At 38.7% G+C, this 15,842-nt stretch carries 16 protein-coding genes; 5 read left to right on the top strand and 11 right to left on the bottom strand.

Annotated elements, in window-relative coordinates:
- Positions 1 to 5: 5 nt before the first annotated feature.
- From FBF83_RS16035 to FBF83_RS16015, 5 genes are all read right to left on the bottom strand, one after another.
- A complete protein-coding gene (locus FBF83_RS16035; RefSeq protein WP_136948158.1) occupies positions 6 to 1,253 on the bottom strand; it encodes an ATP-binding protein in 1,248 nt (415 codons plus the stop codon).
- 156 nt (positions 1,254 to 1,409) lie between these two features.
- Positions 1,410 to 2,816 (bottom strand): protoporphyrinogen oxidase, encoded by a 1,407-nt coding sequence (hemY, locus tag FBF83_RS16030; RefSeq protein WP_136948157.1) that lies wholly within the window; start codon positions 2,814 to 2,816, stop codon positions 1,410 to 1,412.
- Positions 2,809 to 3,765 carry a ferrochelatase gene (hemH, locus tag FBF83_RS16025; protein WP_136948156.1) on the bottom strand — a complete coding sequence of 319 codons (957 nt, stop codon included), beginning with the start codon at positions 3,763 to 3,765 and terminating at the stop codon, positions 2,809 to 2,811. The genes hemY and hemH overlap by 8 nt, the downstream gene beginning before the upstream one ends.
- 17 nt (positions 3,766 to 3,782) lie before the next feature.
- Complete coding sequence (hemE, locus tag FBF83_RS16020; RefSeq protein WP_136948155.1) at positions 3,783 to 4,826, bottom strand: uroporphyrinogen decarboxylase; 1,044 nt, start codon at positions 4,824 to 4,826, stop codon at positions 3,783 to 3,785.
- Between the two features lie 174 nt (positions 4,827 to 5,000).
- Positions 5,001 to 7,193 (bottom strand): transglycosylase domain-containing protein, encoded by a 2,193-nt coding sequence (locus FBF83_RS16015; protein ID WP_136948154.1) that lies wholly within the window; start codon positions 7,191 to 7,193, stop codon positions 5,001 to 5,003.
- A gap of 162 nt (positions 7,194 to 7,355) precedes the next feature.
- On the opposite strand from FBF83_RS16015, the gene FBF83_RS16010 reads away from it, so the two are divergent.
- The 4 genes from FBF83_RS16010 to FBF83_RS15995 all read left to right on the top strand — a co-directional run bounded on the left by FBF83_RS16010 (position 7,356) and on the right by FBF83_RS15995 (position 10,764).
- The gene (locus tag FBF83_RS16010) at positions 7,356 to 7,850 is read left to right on the top strand and encodes an antibiotic biosynthesis monooxygenase family protein (protein ID WP_169525549.1); all 495 of its coding nucleotides are present in this window, start codon (positions 7,356 to 7,358) and stop codon (positions 7,848 to 7,850) included.
- Between the two features lie 70 nt (positions 7,851 to 7,920).
- Positions 7,921 to 8,676 (top strand): PRC-barrel domain-containing protein, encoded by a 756-nt coding sequence (locus FBF83_RS16005; RefSeq protein ID WP_136948152.1) that lies wholly within the window; start codon positions 7,921 to 7,923, stop codon positions 8,674 to 8,676.
- A gap of 197 nt (positions 8,677 to 8,873) precedes the next feature.
- Complete coding sequence (locus tag FBF83_RS16000) at positions 8,874 to 9,737, top strand: formate/nitrite transporter family protein (RefSeq protein WP_240688134.1); 864 nt, start codon at positions 8,874 to 8,876, stop codon at positions 9,735 to 9,737.
- A 133-nt stretch (positions 9,738 to 9,870) separates the two neighbouring features.
- Positions 9,871 to 10,764: a diacylglycerol/lipid kinase family protein gene (locus FBF83_RS15995; RefSeq protein ID WP_136948150.1), complete on the top strand. Its 894-nt coding sequence runs from the start codon at positions 9,871 to 9,873 to the stop codon at positions 10,762 to 10,764.
- On the opposite strand, the gene FBF83_RS15990 is transcribed toward FBF83_RS15995, so the two are convergent.
- From FBF83_RS15990 to FBF83_RS15980, 3 genes are all read right to left on the bottom strand, one after another.
- Positions 10,729 to 11,475, bottom strand: coding sequence for a phosphatase PAP2 family protein (locus FBF83_RS15990; protein WP_136948149.1), 747 nt, complete (start codon positions 11,473 to 11,475; stop codon positions 10,729 to 10,731). The genes FBF83_RS15995 and FBF83_RS15990 overlap by 36 nt on opposite strands.
- 63 nt (positions 11,476 to 11,538) lie before the next feature.
- Positions 11,539 to 11,886 (bottom strand): DUF3243 domain-containing protein, encoded by a 348-nt coding sequence (locus FBF83_RS15985; RefSeq protein WP_136948148.1) that lies wholly within the window; start codon positions 11,884 to 11,886, stop codon positions 11,539 to 11,541.
- 17 nt (positions 11,887 to 11,903) lie between these two features.
- A complete protein-coding gene (locus tag FBF83_RS15980; protein ID WP_255436190.1) occupies positions 11,904 to 12,416 on the bottom strand; it encodes a type 1 glutamine amidotransferase domain-containing protein in 513 nt (170 codons plus the stop codon).
- Positions 12,417 to 12,596: 180 nt separating this feature from the next.
- Between FBF83_RS15980 and FBF83_RS15975 the strand changes: the two genes are divergently transcribed.
- Positions 12,597 to 13,031 carry a ferritin-like domain-containing protein gene (locus FBF83_RS15975; RefSeq protein WP_136948147.1) on the top strand — a complete coding sequence of 145 codons (435 nt, stop codon included), beginning with the start codon at positions 12,597 to 12,599 and terminating at the stop codon, positions 13,029 to 13,031.
- A gap of 45 nt (positions 13,032 to 13,076) precedes the next feature.
- Here the strand turns inward: FBF83_RS15975 and FBF83_RS15970 are convergent, their stop codons facing one another.
- From FBF83_RS15970 to FBF83_RS15960, 3 genes are read right to left on the bottom strand one after another with little or no spacing between them, the layout of a single operon-like run.
- The gene (locus tag FBF83_RS15970) at positions 13,077 to 13,820 is read right to left on the bottom strand and encodes an EcsC family protein (RefSeq protein WP_136948146.1); all 744 of its coding nucleotides are present in this window, start codon (positions 13,818 to 13,820) and stop codon (positions 13,077 to 13,079) included.
- A gap of 38 nt (positions 13,821 to 13,858) precedes the next feature.
- Positions 13,859 to 15,079, bottom strand: coding sequence for an ABC transporter permease (locus FBF83_RS15965; RefSeq protein WP_136948145.1), 1,221 nt, complete (start codon positions 15,077 to 15,079; stop codon positions 13,859 to 13,861).
- Positions 15,076 to 15,816, bottom strand: a complete 741-nt coding sequence (locus FBF83_RS15960; RefSeq protein WP_136948144.1) for an ABC transporter ATP-binding protein — start codon at positions 15,814 to 15,816, stop codon at positions 15,076 to 15,078. Before FBF83_RS15960 ends, FBF83_RS15965 begins: the two co-directional genes overlap by 4 nt.
- Positions 15,817 to 15,842: the final 26 nt, after the last annotated feature.

Here is a 15,842-nt window from a genome sequence, read left to right as displayed (position 1 = left end):
CCCCTTTAATTATGCGTTGGTAGCGTGACCGTAACGGTCGTACCCTCTCCGATTTTACTCTTGTATAAAACTTTACCTCCAATGTTACGAATGAGTTGGATCGTAATCATAGTTCCAAGACCAGTACCTTTTGATTTAGTGGTATAGAAGGGAAGACCAATCTTTTCAAGCTGCTCTTCGCTCATTCCAGCTCCATTATCTTGAATAACGATATCTACCGTACCTTTTTTTATACCATTTTGCAAAGTAATAAGAATAAGTCCTTTTTCTTCAATTGATTCTATAGCATTCTTAATTAAATTAATTAAGCACTGCTTTAGCTCCTGTGAATTCCCATGTATTTCAAAATCACCTTTTTCCTCATACTGCATCTTAACCGCATGATAAGACGCTAATACCTCCGTCAAATTTGTTGTATCTTTTACAACCTTATTTAAATTGACAACTTCATAATCTCTTTTTGAGGGTTTGATGAGCATAAGATAATCAGTAATGATTTTATTCGTTCGATCAATTTCTTCAATCATTAATGGAGCATAATTCTTAATCTTTTCATCTTCTGTATTACTAGAAATAAACTGAAGAAGTCCTCTAACCGTTGTAAGTGGATTACGTATTTCATGAGCAATCGCAGCTGCCATTTTCCCAGCTACAGAAAGTTTTTCTAGATATACCGTTTCTTCAAGCTGTATATTAATAAGAACAAGGCGCTCTGTTAAGTAGAAAATAAAAAAGTAAGCAATAGCGAAAGAAGTAAAATAAATCGGATAAAAATAGGCTTTCAATGGAACGATCAATGTAAGCACAATTGCTATATAAAAAAGCATAAACGTTCCACCAGTCAGTAGAATAACTCTCCACTTTCTTATTGATCTTTTAAAATACCCATAAAAACTAAGCGAGATAATATAACCGACTATAGCAATCAATACACCTACCCATGCGTATTCTCCACCCATTCCTAGTCGCATAAGGATTATTGTGAACATACATATTATTCCTGCAAATCCACCACCATACAATGTGACGAGTATAAGAGGAACGATCCTTAAATCAAATACTGTTTCCCCAAATGTCTCTAGCGGAAAAAGCATACAGAGAAGTGCCATTATTGAACTAATAAATCCGTAGATGAGCTTCTTCTTCAAATTAATTGATGTTGATCTCCTAAATGGCATGACCATGTTCCAAATAAATAATACAGAGAAGAGCATTGCTATATTGATAAGTAAAGGTCTCGCCATTTCCAACATGATTTTTTCTCCTTTATTACTAATTGTTACCAATATTATTCTACCATTAGATGCAAACCTACACTATTATAAAACAAAACACAATGGACTCCTACCAACTTTTGAAACTTCCTCAATACACAAAAAAGTTCACCTACTTAAAGGTGAACCAGTCTTTTATTGTAAGAAACTCAGTACAGAGGTTACAGATGACTCTCCTTGATCAATGCAATCTGGAAGCCCCACTCCATTATATGAGGCACCTGCTAGGAATACACCTGGCATTATCCCTTCAATTCCTTCTTTCACTACATCGATCCTATTTCGATGACCAACTTCGTATTGAGGCATTGATTGTCTCCATCTAGTAATTCGATAGAATTCAGGATGTCCCTCAATTTCCATGATCTGATTCAGATCATTTAGAACGGTTTGTACGATTTCTTCATCACTTTTTTCAACGATTTCTTCTTTGCCTGCTCTTCCAACATAACAGCGTAATAGTACTTTACCTTTTGGTGCAGCATGCTGCCACTTACGATGCGTCCAAGTGCAAGCTGTAATGGTATAGTCAGCATTTCTAGATACAACAAATCCCGTTCCATCCATTGCCTTTTTCACAGCTTCTTCTGGAAATGCCATTGCGACAGTTGCAACCGTTGTAGAAGGCATTTCATCAAGAGGTGCTACTTCTTTTTGATCACGTAACATATGGTGAACCTGCTGGTGAGGAGTCGTAACGATGACCGCATCTGCTAGAATTTCGTCACCATTAGTTGTCGTCAGGATATAAGAATCCTGTTCTCTAGTTAGCTTATCTACTTTTACATTTTTTTTGATCTCTACATCTGTCAGCCTATCTTCAATTGCTTGAATGAATGATTGTAAACCTGACTTCACGGTCAAGAAGGCCGGCTTCTTCTTTCCAGTGCTTCTCCGTGATGGCGGTGTTGTCTTTTTCATACCTAGAATTAAGCTACGATACTTTCTCTCTACTTCATAGAATTGTGGGAAAGTAGACATTAAACTCAACTTATCAATGTCACCAGCATAAATTCCGGATAAGAGTGGTTCGATTAGATTTTCAACCACTTCATTCCCTAGGCGCCTACGGAAGAACAGACCAAGCGACTGATCTTTTCCATCGTCTTCTCTTCTCGGAAGAAGTAAATCAAAGGCAGCTCTTGCCTTTCCTTTCAAGCTAAATAACTGAGTCGACACAAATGGAGCCAGTTCAGTAGGAATCCCCATAACGGCACCACCTGGTATTGGGTAAAGTTGATCATTATTCAAAACAAATGCTTGCCCAGTGGAATTGGGGACAAGCTGATCCTCCATACCCACTTCTTTGACTAAACGAGCCGCACTCTCTTTTCTAGCAAGAAAAGAATCAGGTCCTCGCTCAATTACATACCCATTCGTTGTGTCAGTCTGGATCTTCCCGCCTAATCGGTCATTACCTTCAAGTAAAGTAATCTCGTAAGGAACGTTTGATTCATGCATTTCCTTTTGAAGATAATAGGCAGCAGTTAATCCTGTGATTCCGCCACCTACAATAACAATTCTTTTTGGCTGTTTATTCATTACTAATCATCTTCTTTTTAGTTAATTCACGTGTCACAACTGTTGCTAGAATTTCTATAAATTCATCCGTTGCATTAGGCATTTCTGGTCTATGATAGAAAGCTCCAAGCTCATCCGTCATTTGTCGGCACTCATAGTCATTATCGTACAAAACTTCTAAATGATCTGCTACGAAACCAACGGGACAATAGATAAATCCTGTGAAGCCTTCTTGTTCAAAAAGATCACGCGTCAAATCCTGAATATCAGGACCAATCCATGGATCTGGTGTGCTTTCTTCACTCTGCCACCCAATAGCATAATTTTTAATCCCTGCCCGATCTGCGATATGCTTCGCAGTCTCCTCAAGCTGAGCAGGGTATGGATCGCCATCTTGCAATAATTTCTCTGGGACACTATGAGCAGAAAAAATCACAACCGTTTTCTTCTTTTTTTCTTCATTCATTTCACTTAAACAAGATTGTAGTTGGTTTACCCAGTATTGGATAAATTTCGGCTCGTTGTACCATTGGTCAATTGTATAAATATAAGGATAACCAAGCTTTTCCGCTTCTGCTTTTGCCCGTTCATTATAGGTTTTAACACTTAACGTGGAATAATGAGGCGCGAGAACAATACTCACTGCTTCTGTGATCCCGTCTTTTTGCATGTCTCTAACCGCTTCCTCTACAAACGGCTCAATGTGCTTTAACCCAAGATAGCTTTTAAATTGGATGGTTTCATCGCCAAATTGCTCATTCATACGATCTTCTAACTTTTGAGCCTGTTCTTTCGTAATATCCGATGAAGGAGATATGCCACCGATCGCTTCGTACCGATCGATTAAATCTTGTAGCATTTCATCTGTAGGTTTTTTTCCCCGGTGAATATGCGTATAGTATGGTTCGATTTCTGTTTCGCTTCGCGGTGTGCCATAAGCCATTACAAGAAGGCCAATCGTCTTCTTCATGCTACACCTCCCGTTCCCTAGCTGTTCTTACGTGTATAGTCATGTACAAAGCTTGTTAGGCGTTGTAAAGTTTCTACTTTAACTTGTGGAAATACGCCATGTCCCAAGTTGAAGATGAATCCTGGTGACTGCATACCCTGATCAAGAATTTCTTTTGTTCTTTCTTCAATTACTTCCCATGGCGCAAGCAAGAGTGCAGGCTCAAGATTTCCCATAAGAGGCTTCGTAATTCCTTCTACTTCTCGCGCTTTTTTAATCGTGATTCTCCAGTCAATCCCAATTACATCAACAGGAAGCTTATTCCATTCCTGAATAAGATGGCTTGCTCCTACACCAAACATTAAAAGCGGTACTCCCAATTCTTTTAGAGAAGAAAAGATTCGATTCATTACCGGCGCAATATACGTTCTGTAATCCGCTTCATTCAATGCACCTACCCATGAATCAAATAATTGTACGGCTTGAGCACCAGCTTTAACCTGCGCTGTCAAATAGGCAATCGTCATATCACCAAGTTTATTCATTAATTGGTGCCAGCCTTCTGGGTCTGTGTACATAAATGCTTTGGTCTTATGATAATTCTTTGATGGCCCGCCTTCAATCATATAGCTTGCAACAGTAAACGGTGCTCCACTGAAGCCGATTAGCGGTACAGATAACTGTTCACGAAGCATTTTAATCGTTTCCATCACGTATGGAACATCTTTCAATGGATCAAGTTCACCTAGACGATCAACATCTGATCTCGATTGGATAGGATTATCAATAACTGGACCTATACCGGATTTTATCTCAACATCGACACCAATTGATGGAAGTGGTGTCATAATGTCTGCGAACAAAATAGCAGAATCGACACCAAGCTGTTCAACTGCAAAACGCGTAACCTCTGCCGCTACTTCCGGATTAAGGTTCATTTCATGAAAAGAGTATTTCTGTCTAATCTTTCTATATTCAGCCTGATACCGGCCAGCTTGTCTCATATACCACACAGGTGTATGGTCTGTCTCTTCTCCTCGGCATGCCCGAAGAAATTGATCATTAAATGGTGCTTTATTCATGCTTGTCCACCCTTTCTAATTGCAAAACGTTCATTTTTACATCCCTACATACTATAGCGATCGAAGGCTTTTGTGTACAGTCGTTAAGGAAAAAAGTCATAAAATCGTCCTAGTTTGTAGCCGTTTACATCTACTCTATCATATTAGAATCAGTCTTAAAGGGAAAGACAATATTCACTCATCCTGTTTTGCTTTCTTTTTGTTTTCTTTCTCTTTCTTATCGTTTTTAAAACTATTGAATAAGCTAACTGATGCTTCATTAGAAGGATTCCCCTCCTGATCGGTTAATGAGTTATATGGTATAACTTGATAAGCTACTGAACCAAAGAAAGAGATCGAATTTCGAGTATATTCCCCTTTTCCTTCTACTTTTGCAATCTGCTCCCGTTTACCATCTTTTATCTCGTAAATATGGTATGTAACACGATCGTCCGCTGAAGGTGTCCATTTAAGCTTTATTGCCGGAAGACCATAAAGGAAGTCAAATTCAGCACTTAAATCCGCTACATCTGGTAGTGAAATAGGCTTTTCCATATCTTTTACACCAGATGGCTTCTCAAATGAAACCATACTCTTATCATTTATATCGGCATTCACTACTTTTTTAAAAAGCTGAACAGGGTATTCACTTCCACCTGTAAGATAATTCGTCTCTGTTGTCCGATCATAACCTACCCATACTGCTCCTACTAACTCTGGAGTAAAACCAACAAACCATGCATCACGTGCTCCACCTTTAACTTTTTCATAACTTGTTGTACCAGTTTTCCCTGCAACTTCAACTTTAGATTCGCCGCTAGTTGCTGTGCCATTTCGAACGACACCTTCTAAAATCCTCGTCATATACCAGGCTGTTTGTTTTGAATATACCTTCTTTTCCTCATGTTTTGCTTCTCCTACTAGCTTTCCATCGTGATTGTAGAGCTTCGTAATGAAATATGGATCAATGTGTTTCCCTTCTGCCGCAAAAGGGCGATAAGCTTCCATCATTTCGAAAGGGGATACACCGTTATCAATGCCTCCAAGTGCAATCTTTAAATCTTTATCTTCTATACTAATTCCGACTTTTTCTAGATACTTTTTAGAATAAGATATGCCCATTTCATTTAAAAGCCAGACAGCTGGTGCGTTTGCTGATGTTCTAACTGCGTCGTATAAAGAGATTTCCCCTGTATATTGATTGTTATAATTGGAAGGTGAATAGCCATCATAGTCTATTTTTTCATCTTTCAATAATGTATATGGACTGTAGTCCTTTTTTTCTAGCGCTGGTCCATACACGGCAATGGGCTTAAACGCTGAGCCCGGCTGCCTTTTCGAAGTCACATGATTAAAACCCCTTTGGACATATTCTCTTCCACCCTGAACAGCCACGACTCCTCCACTCTTTGCATTCATTATCGTTAGTGCACCCTCCGGAGGGTTTTCAGTGTCACTACCTGGAAAGAAAGATTTATTCTGAAATTGCGTATAAGCTGTTTTTTGCAGATCGACATTCATCGGAACGACTATTTTGTAGCCGCCTCTTAGAACTTCTTCATTAGATAACTTATATCGTGTTTTTGCTTCCTGAAGTGTCATATCAATATACGTAAGATAAGCTGGTTCTTTCGTCACTTCAGCTACATCCAACGAAAGTGTTTTCCCTTGTAGTCGAACTGTTTCTTCAGCTGTTAGATAATCGTGTTTTTCCATTAATGAAAGAACAAGATCCCTTCGCTCTTTGCTTTCTTCAGGATGGTTTATAGGCGAGTAATTAGAAGGTGCTTTCGGAAGACCTGCTAGCATTGCGCCCTCTTCTACACTGAGTTCTGAAACTGGTTTATTGAAAAACATCATGGAAGCAGATTGTATACCGTAAGCCCCGTGCCCAAAATAAATTTGATTTAAGTACATTTCTAGAATTTTATTCTTACTATAATTTCGTTCAAGGTTAATAGCAATTACGGCTTCTTTTGTTTTTCTAAGCCAGGATTTATCATTCGTTAAAAAGACGTTCTTCGCAAGCTGCTGCGTTATCGTACTTCCACCTTCTACTTTCTTACCTGCAAGAATGTCACGATATAGCGCACGTCCAATTGCTTTAATATCGAGACCATGGTGATCGTAGAACCGACTATCCTCTGTTGCAACAAAAGCTTCCTGAACATGATCAGGTATATCATCTATTGAAACAGGATCGCGATTTTCAAAGTAGAGCTTTGTAATTAATTCCCCATCAGTATCAACAAGTTTAGTGGCGGAATTCATAACTAGTTTCTTCTCATCAATTACATAATTACCTGCAAGCAAAATGCCAAGATAGCCTAACAATCCTATCAAGAAAACTGCTGCTGTGGCGATAAGGCCTATCCCAAGCTTTTTCATTCTATGAGGCACTCCCTTATAAACTTAATTAAAGCTAAGCTTACATGAAAAATTGATTTTTTTGTACTATATACAGTGACGATTCTGTTTAGCTTTTGCCAAATAAGGGTAAAGTATCAGGCAATTCTGCCTGATCACTTCATTGAAAGGATGATGAGTAGGATGAATATATTTGTTACATATGGAACATACGAGTATTTAGCAAAAATGAAAGAAGAACATGATCAAGAAGAGGTTATGCTCTTCTCTAATCCTGACGGCGCAGCCCTCTATCATGAAACTTCATCAGAAACTTTTTTCAAAAATGCTAAGAAATATGAACTCATGGACAATAAAGGCACATTGACAGACCCAGGATTTGTTGTGCTAAATCACATCCCTGTAGAAGAAAGCGAACGCGCTGTATTCGAGGACCGTTTCAAGAATAGAGCAGGGAAAGTAGAAAGCGAACCTGGTTGTCAGGGAATACGCATACTAAGACCTGTTCACAATGACCCATACATTGTGGCTACTTTCTGGAATTCAGAAAAAGATTTCAAAAACTGGCAATCCTCCGAAGCGTATGGGGAGGCACATAAGAACAGACATACAAGCAAAGGCTTACCTAAAACTATTTTTTCAGGAAAACCTTACCTTAAAACCTATCAAGTCGAGTAATTCGTTTAGGCTAACTGATACGAGGGAATTGTATTAAATACGTAGATTATTGCCTATAGGAGTGATAGAAATGTTAGTTAGCGAAAATGAAGTGTATCGCTATTCAATCGATACGAGTGATGGAGAAAAAGGCGTGTTAAAGCAACTTTATTTCGATGACGAACATTGGACAATACGGTATCTTGTTGTCGATACTCATAAATGGATACCTGGACGTAAAGTTCTTCTGTCTCCTCTTTCAATTAATAAATTAGACCATGAGAATGAGGCAATTTCCGTTTCACTTACAAGCGATGAAGTCAAAGATAGTCCAGACATTGATACTGAGCAACCTATTTCTAGAAAGCATGAGATGGAAATCAATCGCCATTTTAGCTGGCCATATTATTGGGTAGGTACAGGTGCATGGGGTAGCGGAATGTACCCTAGACCTTTTATGGCAGAAGATATGGTGGAAGATGAATCACCGCTCCAAACTTCAAAAGAAGAAGAAAACCATTTAAGAAGTACGAAAGAAATTGGTGGGTATCACATTCATGCACTCGATGGAGAGATCGGTCATGTGAAAGATTTCATTTTCGATAAAGAGACCTGGCAGTTACGCTATTTCATTATAGATACTAAAAACTGGCTTCCTGGTAAGGAAGTATTACTCTCAACCAAATGGATTACAGATATTCACTGGCAGGATCGAACTGTACAGGTGGACGTTACAAAAGAGGACATTCACAATTCTCCTGAATATAGACTTAACGAACCTATCTCTCGACGTTTTGAAGAAGATCTTCATACCCATTACGGAAAAACAGGATATTGGAAATTTTAATTTCTAGCGAGGTGGAGATCCACCTCGCTCTCGTCTATTTCAGACACATTGTAATTTAATTTCCCAGGAAATCTTACTTTTAGACAGCAAAAGCAGATAGGTTTGCTTATTCATCATTATACAAGCCTATTTAACAGTTTTCTTTCGATCATTGAAAGATTATTTAGTAGAAAAAGAATATAGATAGGAGATTTATCGTGGAGAAATCAAAAAAGAAAAACGAGGACGTAAAATATCCCGAGAGACAATTCTATTTCCCCGCACAAATAGTCGAAACATTTATTGCAAAAGGTGAATCTCATAGCGCAAGACCACTAAACCGACAATTTATTTTATCTATACTAGCTGGAGCGTTTGTTACCTTTGGAGCTATTTTTTCTGTTTTGATTGCCCTTGGAGTCGAGACAGAAGGCATTCATAACCTACTTGCAGGTATTGGATTCGTTACCGGCTATGCCATTGTATTTATTTCTGGAGCTATTTTATTCACTGAGGTTAATGTGCTTCTGCCGACTTACATCTTACAGAGAAAGTTCTGGATTCCGAAAAACATTCTCAAGTTCTGGGTTGTTTGTTATATAGGTAATATTCTTGGTGCTCTACTCGTTGGCGCACTTGTTGTAGCATCCGGTTCTCTATCTCCTGAATTTTATTCAGAATTAACAACATATACTGAACACAAAATGAAATTCCTATCTAATGGTACATTAGGATGGTTTCAAATACTTATCTCAGGAATTATCGCCAATTGGCTAATTGGAATGGCAGCATTTCTAGCAACTGCTGCACGTGACTTAACAGGAAAAGTACTAGCAACAACGCTACCTGTTATCATTTTCGTCGCAGGGAATTTTCAGCACAGCGTAGCAAATATGGGTTATTTCAGTACTTCTTTTATCCATGGTGCAGAATACTCTTGGATTGAATTTCTGTTCTTCAACCTTGTTCCTGCTAGTATTGGCAACCTAATTGGAGGCGGTATACTTGTCGCCTTGACATTTACCTATGCGTTTAAAGAAGAAATCGATGAAGATCGCCTTCCAAAAGAAGAAGCAAAATAACAAAAAAGGAGCAGCATAGGCTTGCTCCTTTTTATTTGCATATCGAATCATTTGGTATAGTCACGATAATTGCGTGTAGAGTACCTCTGATCAGGGAATAAGAAAGAAAGATAACGCGAAAGGGGAAATCATAGTGACACGTGTAGCATTGATCTTGAATCCCAAAGCGGGGAATGACAAAATGGTTGATCAAATTGAGACCATTCACCATCGACTTCAGGAAAAGTTCGATGAAGTAACGCTATATAAAACAGATTACAAAGGGCATGGAGCAGAACTGGTCGATCAGGTAGCCGATCAGGTAGATGTCATTATAGGTGCTGGTGGAGATGGCACGATTAATGAACTGGCAAATGCCATATGCCGAAGAGAAAAACGTCCTGCTTTTGGAATAATTCCAGGTGGGACCGCCAACGATTTTTCACGTGCGATTGGTATGAACCAGAATCCACTCCAAGCAGTAGAACAACTGCTCAAAGACAAACGTTCCAAAATAGATATTGGTTGCTCAAATGATGAGTATTTTTTAAACTTTTGGGGAATTGGATTAATTACTCAGGCTTCAGAGAACATTAACTCTGATACAAAAGAGGTTTTAGGAAGACTTTCCTATTACATTAGTACAGCTCAGACAGTAAGTAATCCTGAGCCTTTTCACCTTAAAGTGGAGTCAGATGAACAGTCTTTTGAAGGCGAAGCTGTAATGATGATTGTTGGAAATGGTCCTTTTACGGGAGGCATTCAAGCCTTTTTCCCGCAAAACAACCTTCAGGACGGTAAATTTGACGTTCTAATTATTAAGGAATCATCTCTTTCAACATTTTGGTCTATTTTCCAATCCAAAATCATGAAAGAGTCACGCTTTAACGAAGGTATCATCCATTTTCAAACGAATAGTTTACGCATTTCAACTGAACCTGAACAGAATATCGACTGTGATGGAGAGCGGCATCACACCACTCCCTCATCTCTCGAAGTCCTACCTGATTATTTAACTGTCCTTACTGGAGAACATTTTCCTGAATGAGTTAAAGCTTACGGATGATCGTTTGATCCACATCACCCATTCTAGAGAAAAGATACACACAAAAAGCCAGAGTGTACCTGCTGCATAGCCAGCAAGAACATCACTTGGATAATGAACACCGAGATAAATTCGGCTAAATCCTATTAAAAGGATGAAAAGTCCTACTAATAGTCCACTTATCCATTTTGTTGTTCTACCTCTCTGGCTTCTAATAATTAAGTACCCAATAAAACCATATAATATAAAGGATCCCATCGCATGTCCGCTCGGAAAGCTATAGCCAACGGCATCGTAAGCAGCATCAACAGTAGGTCTAGAACGCGCAAAGAAATGCTTTAACACACTAGTTAAGAATCCCCCAGCAATCACTGCAACAAGAAAGAAAATAATGCTCCACACATCTTTTTTTCTAAACCAAAGAATGACAATCGTCAGAATTGAAACGACTGTAATCCACCATACTGCCCCTAATTCCGTAATCACTCCCATGGCGTTTAGCATCCAATCGGACCGAATTAAATCTACGGCTGAAATAATAGTATGATCAAATTGAAGCGTCTCTTTTTCAAGTATTTCTTCCGCTAGTTCAGAAAATAACATAATAGCAATAATAGCAACTAAAAGGCCAAATGCATTTAGTACAAGTGGATACCATACTTTTTTTTGTTTTAATACTCCTGGGAATGAACTGAAAAATTCATTTTTATTCATACAATCTCGCCTTTCCCTTTCTAATCTTTTAAAAAAGCCGCTGAACCAGCAGCGGCTTTTTTCTTACTTCTCTTTTGTTTGCACCATTCTTACAAGAAGGTGTGCAAGTTGATGGCGTTGATCTTTATCTCCAACCAACCATAACTCTTGAAGAAGTTTCTCTTCTCTGTTCTTTGGTTCTTCTTTCTTGGCTAAATATCCAGCTACTTTCTCAGCAGCCTGTGCTAGCGCTTCTTCATTAAGTCCTAGCTTTTCACCAACTTGAACTCTCGTTGCAAGATACCCTTTAAAATCTTCGAAATTCGCTAGGATATCATCAACACGCTCTTCACTCATTCGATCGATTGTATCATCTACTTTATTTACGTTAAGCTCACTGTCTTTATTCACAAGATGGTTCTTCTCACTCATCAATTACACTCCTTTAATTAGCTATCTAGAAGAGATAGTGATTTCTCAATAAATGCTGGGAGATCATCGGGATTTCTACTACTCACAAGATTTCCGCATACAACAACTTCCTCATCAAATACATTTGCTCCAGCATATTTAAGATCTGTTTGAATTGATTTAAACCCAGTAATGTTTCGTCCATTTAAAACTTCTGCAGAAATTAATAGCTGCGGACCGTGACAAATGACCAATGTTTTCTTATTCATAAACATCATTTTTTTAGTAAAAGCTACAAACCGATCGTCCGCACGCAATTCATCTGGTGAAACTCCACCAGGAATGAAAAGTACGTCAAACTCTTCAGGTTTAACTTCACCAATTCCTTTGTCAGAAGTTACTTTTGCTTCCCCTTGTTTTCCTGTTAGTTCCTGACCAGCTTCTGGACTAATCACGGTTAATGAATGTCCTGCGTTCTTAAACTGCTCTGCGGGTTTTGTATATTCTACATCTTCAAACATGCTTGTCATAAGTACTGCGATCTTACTCAAGTGAAGCCCTCCTATATAATGGTAGTATGATCTTCTTAATTGATTATTACCCCTCCAGTCATCTGTCAAACCTCCTATAGAGTGTTGATATGTTTTATTGTATTTATGTTTTATTAATTAACTCAAAGGGTAAAAATAAGGTGGAAGCAAAACTGATTTGAATTAGAAAGGATGTTTTTAATGGCAGACAAGAAACAAGAATTAATTGATGGACTTAATGTAGACCTAGCGAACGAATATGCTGCAAGCATTATGTATACTTACAATGCGGCAGTTGTATCTGGACTATACCGTCAAACATTAAAACCTTTCTTTGAAAGTGAAATTGCAGATGAACAAGGGCACGCTCTCTATCTTGCTGAGAAGATTAAAGTGTTAGGTGGTACGCCAACAACAGCACCTGCAGAGGTAAAACAACTTACAGATGTGAAAGAAATGCTGATTGAAGCTAGAACAGCTGAAAAAGATACTATAGAACGTTACGAAAAACGCAAAAAGCAAGCTGAAGAGCTCGGTTTTACTGAACTAGTCGTTAAGCTTGATGACATGATTGCTGATGAAACACATCATATGGAAGAAATGGATCGCATTTTAAGCGATGCACGATTTGAATAAATAACATAACGAAAGGCCAGCCGAATCGGCTGGCCTTTCGTTATGTTATTGTTCTTTATATTCTTCTTGAAGGAGTCTTTGTCGGTAGGCATTTATTGCTGTTTCACCAAGCCAGTCAATAAAATGATAATTAACGTATGCTCCAACAATAGCTCCTATACCTGGAATCATTTGAAGTAACTTAGGAAAATCAATGTAATCACGATATTCAAGTTGGAATGCTTTCCAATCATGCTTTTCGTTAAATGTCTCACTTATTTGTTTATGGAGTGAAGACTGATCCCAATTCTGAATACGTTCATACACTTCTTTCCTTGTTCGATCAGATGAAAATGCCAATTGAAAGATGTAGAGAATAAATACTCTCTCCTCGAATTGCTTTGCATCATATCCATAAATACTTGCGAGATCAAAAAGGAATTTGATTTTAATGGAAAGGAGCAAAGGGAAATCTGCTAATCCAAGAAGGATGCCTCCAGCGCCAGTCCCTGCCCCTTCAGCCGCGGCAATTCGCTTATATGTTTGGATCAATTGTTTTGCCTTCGTATCCCTTGAACGAAGCGACAAATTCTGAACAGGTGCTTTAACAGTATAGGTATTCCCAGCAAGAACGCCCTGCACCATCGTTTTAATGCTTCCTGTTACAACCTTGTGCACACGTTCAGGAATTACATTGTTTATTCGGTTTTGTACGTTTTTTGCCGTTCGCGAAACGATCGAAGACTTTTTCTTCATTTTCCGCTCCCACGACTCAAGCTCTTCTTCAATTTCACTACGGTAATTACCCATTGAAATCTCCCTCACTCTTGGCCTTCTTTAAGTAAAAGCTAGTTCATAAACGTGAATTTCTTCGTACGATTACTAACCGTAGCAAATACTACTGACGCAGCTCCAGCCAATGCAATCAGTATAAACTCAACTAAGTTAAAGTGAAGAATAAGTGAAAGAAGTGCAAAAGCAGCAGCCTGAGTACCAAGCAGACGAGTTAGAAGAGACCGATATGCTTTTTCCTGATCCGAGTCAGATATCGGATACAGCTTCACCATCACATGTGACTGATAATGAGGGTATAGAGTGCGTAACTGGACAGCTGTCAAATAGACGATAAGCGCTGCTCCAATTATTCTACCTGTTTCACTCGGCACAAATGCGATAAGGGCTAGTCCCACAAGCAGAAGGCGTATATATATACCAAAATATTCATTGCTGCGGATAAACGCTTTCTGGTAAAGCGTTGCATAAACAGTATTCACGGGAAGAACTTTTTCTGCAAAAGCACTTAACATGCGTCTATGCTTAACAGACTGCTTTAGTTTAGGGACATCAGTAAATAAATTTGCTGTTCGGTAGAACTTCATACTTTGGTGTTCGTCTACCGAAAGTAACCTCTGCCACTTTATCGAATACTTTTTTTGAAGCGGTAAAAACAGAAGGAACAGAATGCCAACAATCAATCCTACTGCAAAAGCGACATAAAGCCACTGAGCCTGAATCAGCAATAAGTATGTAATCAGCATAGTAAGTAACAGCCTTAAAAGGATATACCCGACTACTGATCGATGCTCAGGTAGGTGAAGTTCCAACCATTTCATGATTACGTTTAGACCTTTTAGAATTATTAAAACTGCAATAACAAAAACGTAATACCCAGTACCTGCGTTTGTTTCATGTTGATATAAAGGTGCAAGAATCGTTAACACTACGACTGTCGTAAATACCTGGAGCAGAAAGCTATATATAAGGGATTTACGAAAATAGCCATTTAGCCTACCTTCAGCCGGCAACAAAAAAACAAGATCTGCTTCGTATAAGAAGAAACGAAGTGGAGTTCGAACGAGTACAACTGCTGCGATGCCGGTTATAACGACTAAGCCTGGGAACGATTCTGGGAGAACCTTAAGTAATTCACTGTAATAATACGCTCCAAATATTAACGTCAGAACGAGGGTAAACAAAAAGCTACTGTTCCCTATTAATCGAAAATAGCGAAGAGCAATTTTCCAAAATGCCCCCGCTCTCTCCTTCCATAACGTATCAAGCTGCATCATTTCCCACTCCTGGTCGCTTCAATATAAATATCGTCGAGTGTAGCAGTTGATTGGCCAATTTGGTTTCGTAGCTCTTTCAGTGTTCCTGACATCACAATTACCCCGTCATGAAGGATAATAAAGCGATCGCAGTATCTTTCGGCTGTTGAAAGAATGTGTGTGGACATTAATACACCAGCCCCTTCTTCTTTCACTTGTAACATTGTATCAAGAAAAGATTGAATACCAATCGGATCAAGACCTACAAAAGGTTCATCGACAATGTATAAAGAAGGTCGCACGAGAAAAGCACACATAATCATAACTTTCTGTCTCATTCCTTTAGAGAAATGTCCCGGGAACCATTTTTTCATATTTGTCATTCGAAATTCTTTCAAAAGATCTTCAGCCCGATCTTTCCAATCGTTACCTAACTCATATGCAAGAGCAGTTAATTGGAGATGCTCCCATAGGGTTAATTCATCATATAATAGCGGGGTCTCAGGTATATAAGAAAGCTGTTTCCGATAGCCATCTTTATCTTCAGAAAAAGTTTTTCCTGCTACACGAATATTACCTTCCATTGGATCCAGGAGGCCTAGTATATGCTTAATACTAGTACTCTTTCCTGCACCATTTAAACCAATTAATCCTACAATTTCATTTGGTCCTACGTTTAAAGATAGATCGTGAAGAACAGGTTTATTCGCCTGGTATCCACCAGTAAGATTACTAACTTCCAAAATTGAATTTGTCATAGAGGTCCTCTCATTTCTTCATTTGC

The sequence above is a fragment of the Guptibacillus hwajinpoensis genome, from assembly GCF_005144865.1.
GTDB lineage: Bacteria > Bacillota > Bacilli > Bacillales > Guptibacillaceae > Guptibacillus > Guptibacillus hwajinpoensis_A.
Note: the sequence above shows the minus strand (reverse complement) of the source record. Positions and strands in the feature narration are given on the sequence as shown.

Bases quoted from the DNA above. Each gene is read 5' to 3' on its own strand.
- FBF83_RS15975 (WP_136948147.1), top strand. From the start codon at position 12,597: ATGGCAGACAAGAAACAAGAATTAATTGATGGACTTAATGTAGACCTA.
- FBF83_RS15990 (WP_136948149.1), bottom strand. From the start codon at position 11,475: ATGAATAAAAATGAATTTTTCAGTTCATTCCCAGGAGTATTAAAACAA.
- FBF83_RS16010 (WP_169525549.1), top strand. From the start codon at position 7,356: ATGAATATATTTGTTACATATGGAACATACGAGTATTTAGCAAAAATG.
- FBF83_RS15965 (WP_136948145.1), bottom strand. From the start codon at position 15,079: ATGATGCAGCTTGATACGTTATGGAAGGAGAGAGCGGGGGCATTTTGG.
- FBF83_RS16005 (WP_136948152.1), top strand. From the start codon at position 7,921: ATGTTAGTTAGCGAAAATGAAGTGTATCGCTATTCAATCGATACGAGT.
- FBF83_RS16035 (WP_136948158.1), bottom strand. From the start codon at position 1,253: ATGTTGGAAATGGCGAGACCTTTACTTATCAATATAGCAATGCTCTTC.
- hemE (WP_136948155.1), bottom strand. From the start codon at position 4,826: ATGAATAAAGCACCATTTAATGATCAATTTCTTCGGGCATGCCGAGGA.
- FBF83_RS16015 (WP_136948154.1), bottom strand. From the start codon at position 7,193: ATGAAAAAGCTTGGGATAGGCCTTATCGCCACAGCAGCAGTTTTCTTG.
- hemY (WP_136948157.1), bottom strand. From the start codon at position 2,816: ATGAATAAACAGCCAAAAAGAATTGTTATTGTAGGTGGCGGAATCACA.
- FBF83_RS15985 (WP_136948148.1), bottom strand. From the start codon at position 11,886: ATGAGTGAGAAGAACCATCTTGTGAATAAAGACAGTGAGCTTAACGTA.
- FBF83_RS15960 (WP_136948144.1), bottom strand. From the start codon at position 15,816: ATGACAAATTCAATTTTGGAAGTTAGTAATCTTACTGGTGGATACCAG.
- FBF83_RS15970 (WP_136948146.1), bottom strand. From the start codon at position 13,820: ATGGGTAATTACCGTAGTGAAATTGAAGAAGAGCTTGAGTCGTGGGAG.
- hemH (WP_136948156.1), bottom strand. From the start codon at position 3,765: ATGAAGAAGACGATTGGCCTTCTTGTAATGGCTTATGGCACACCGCGA.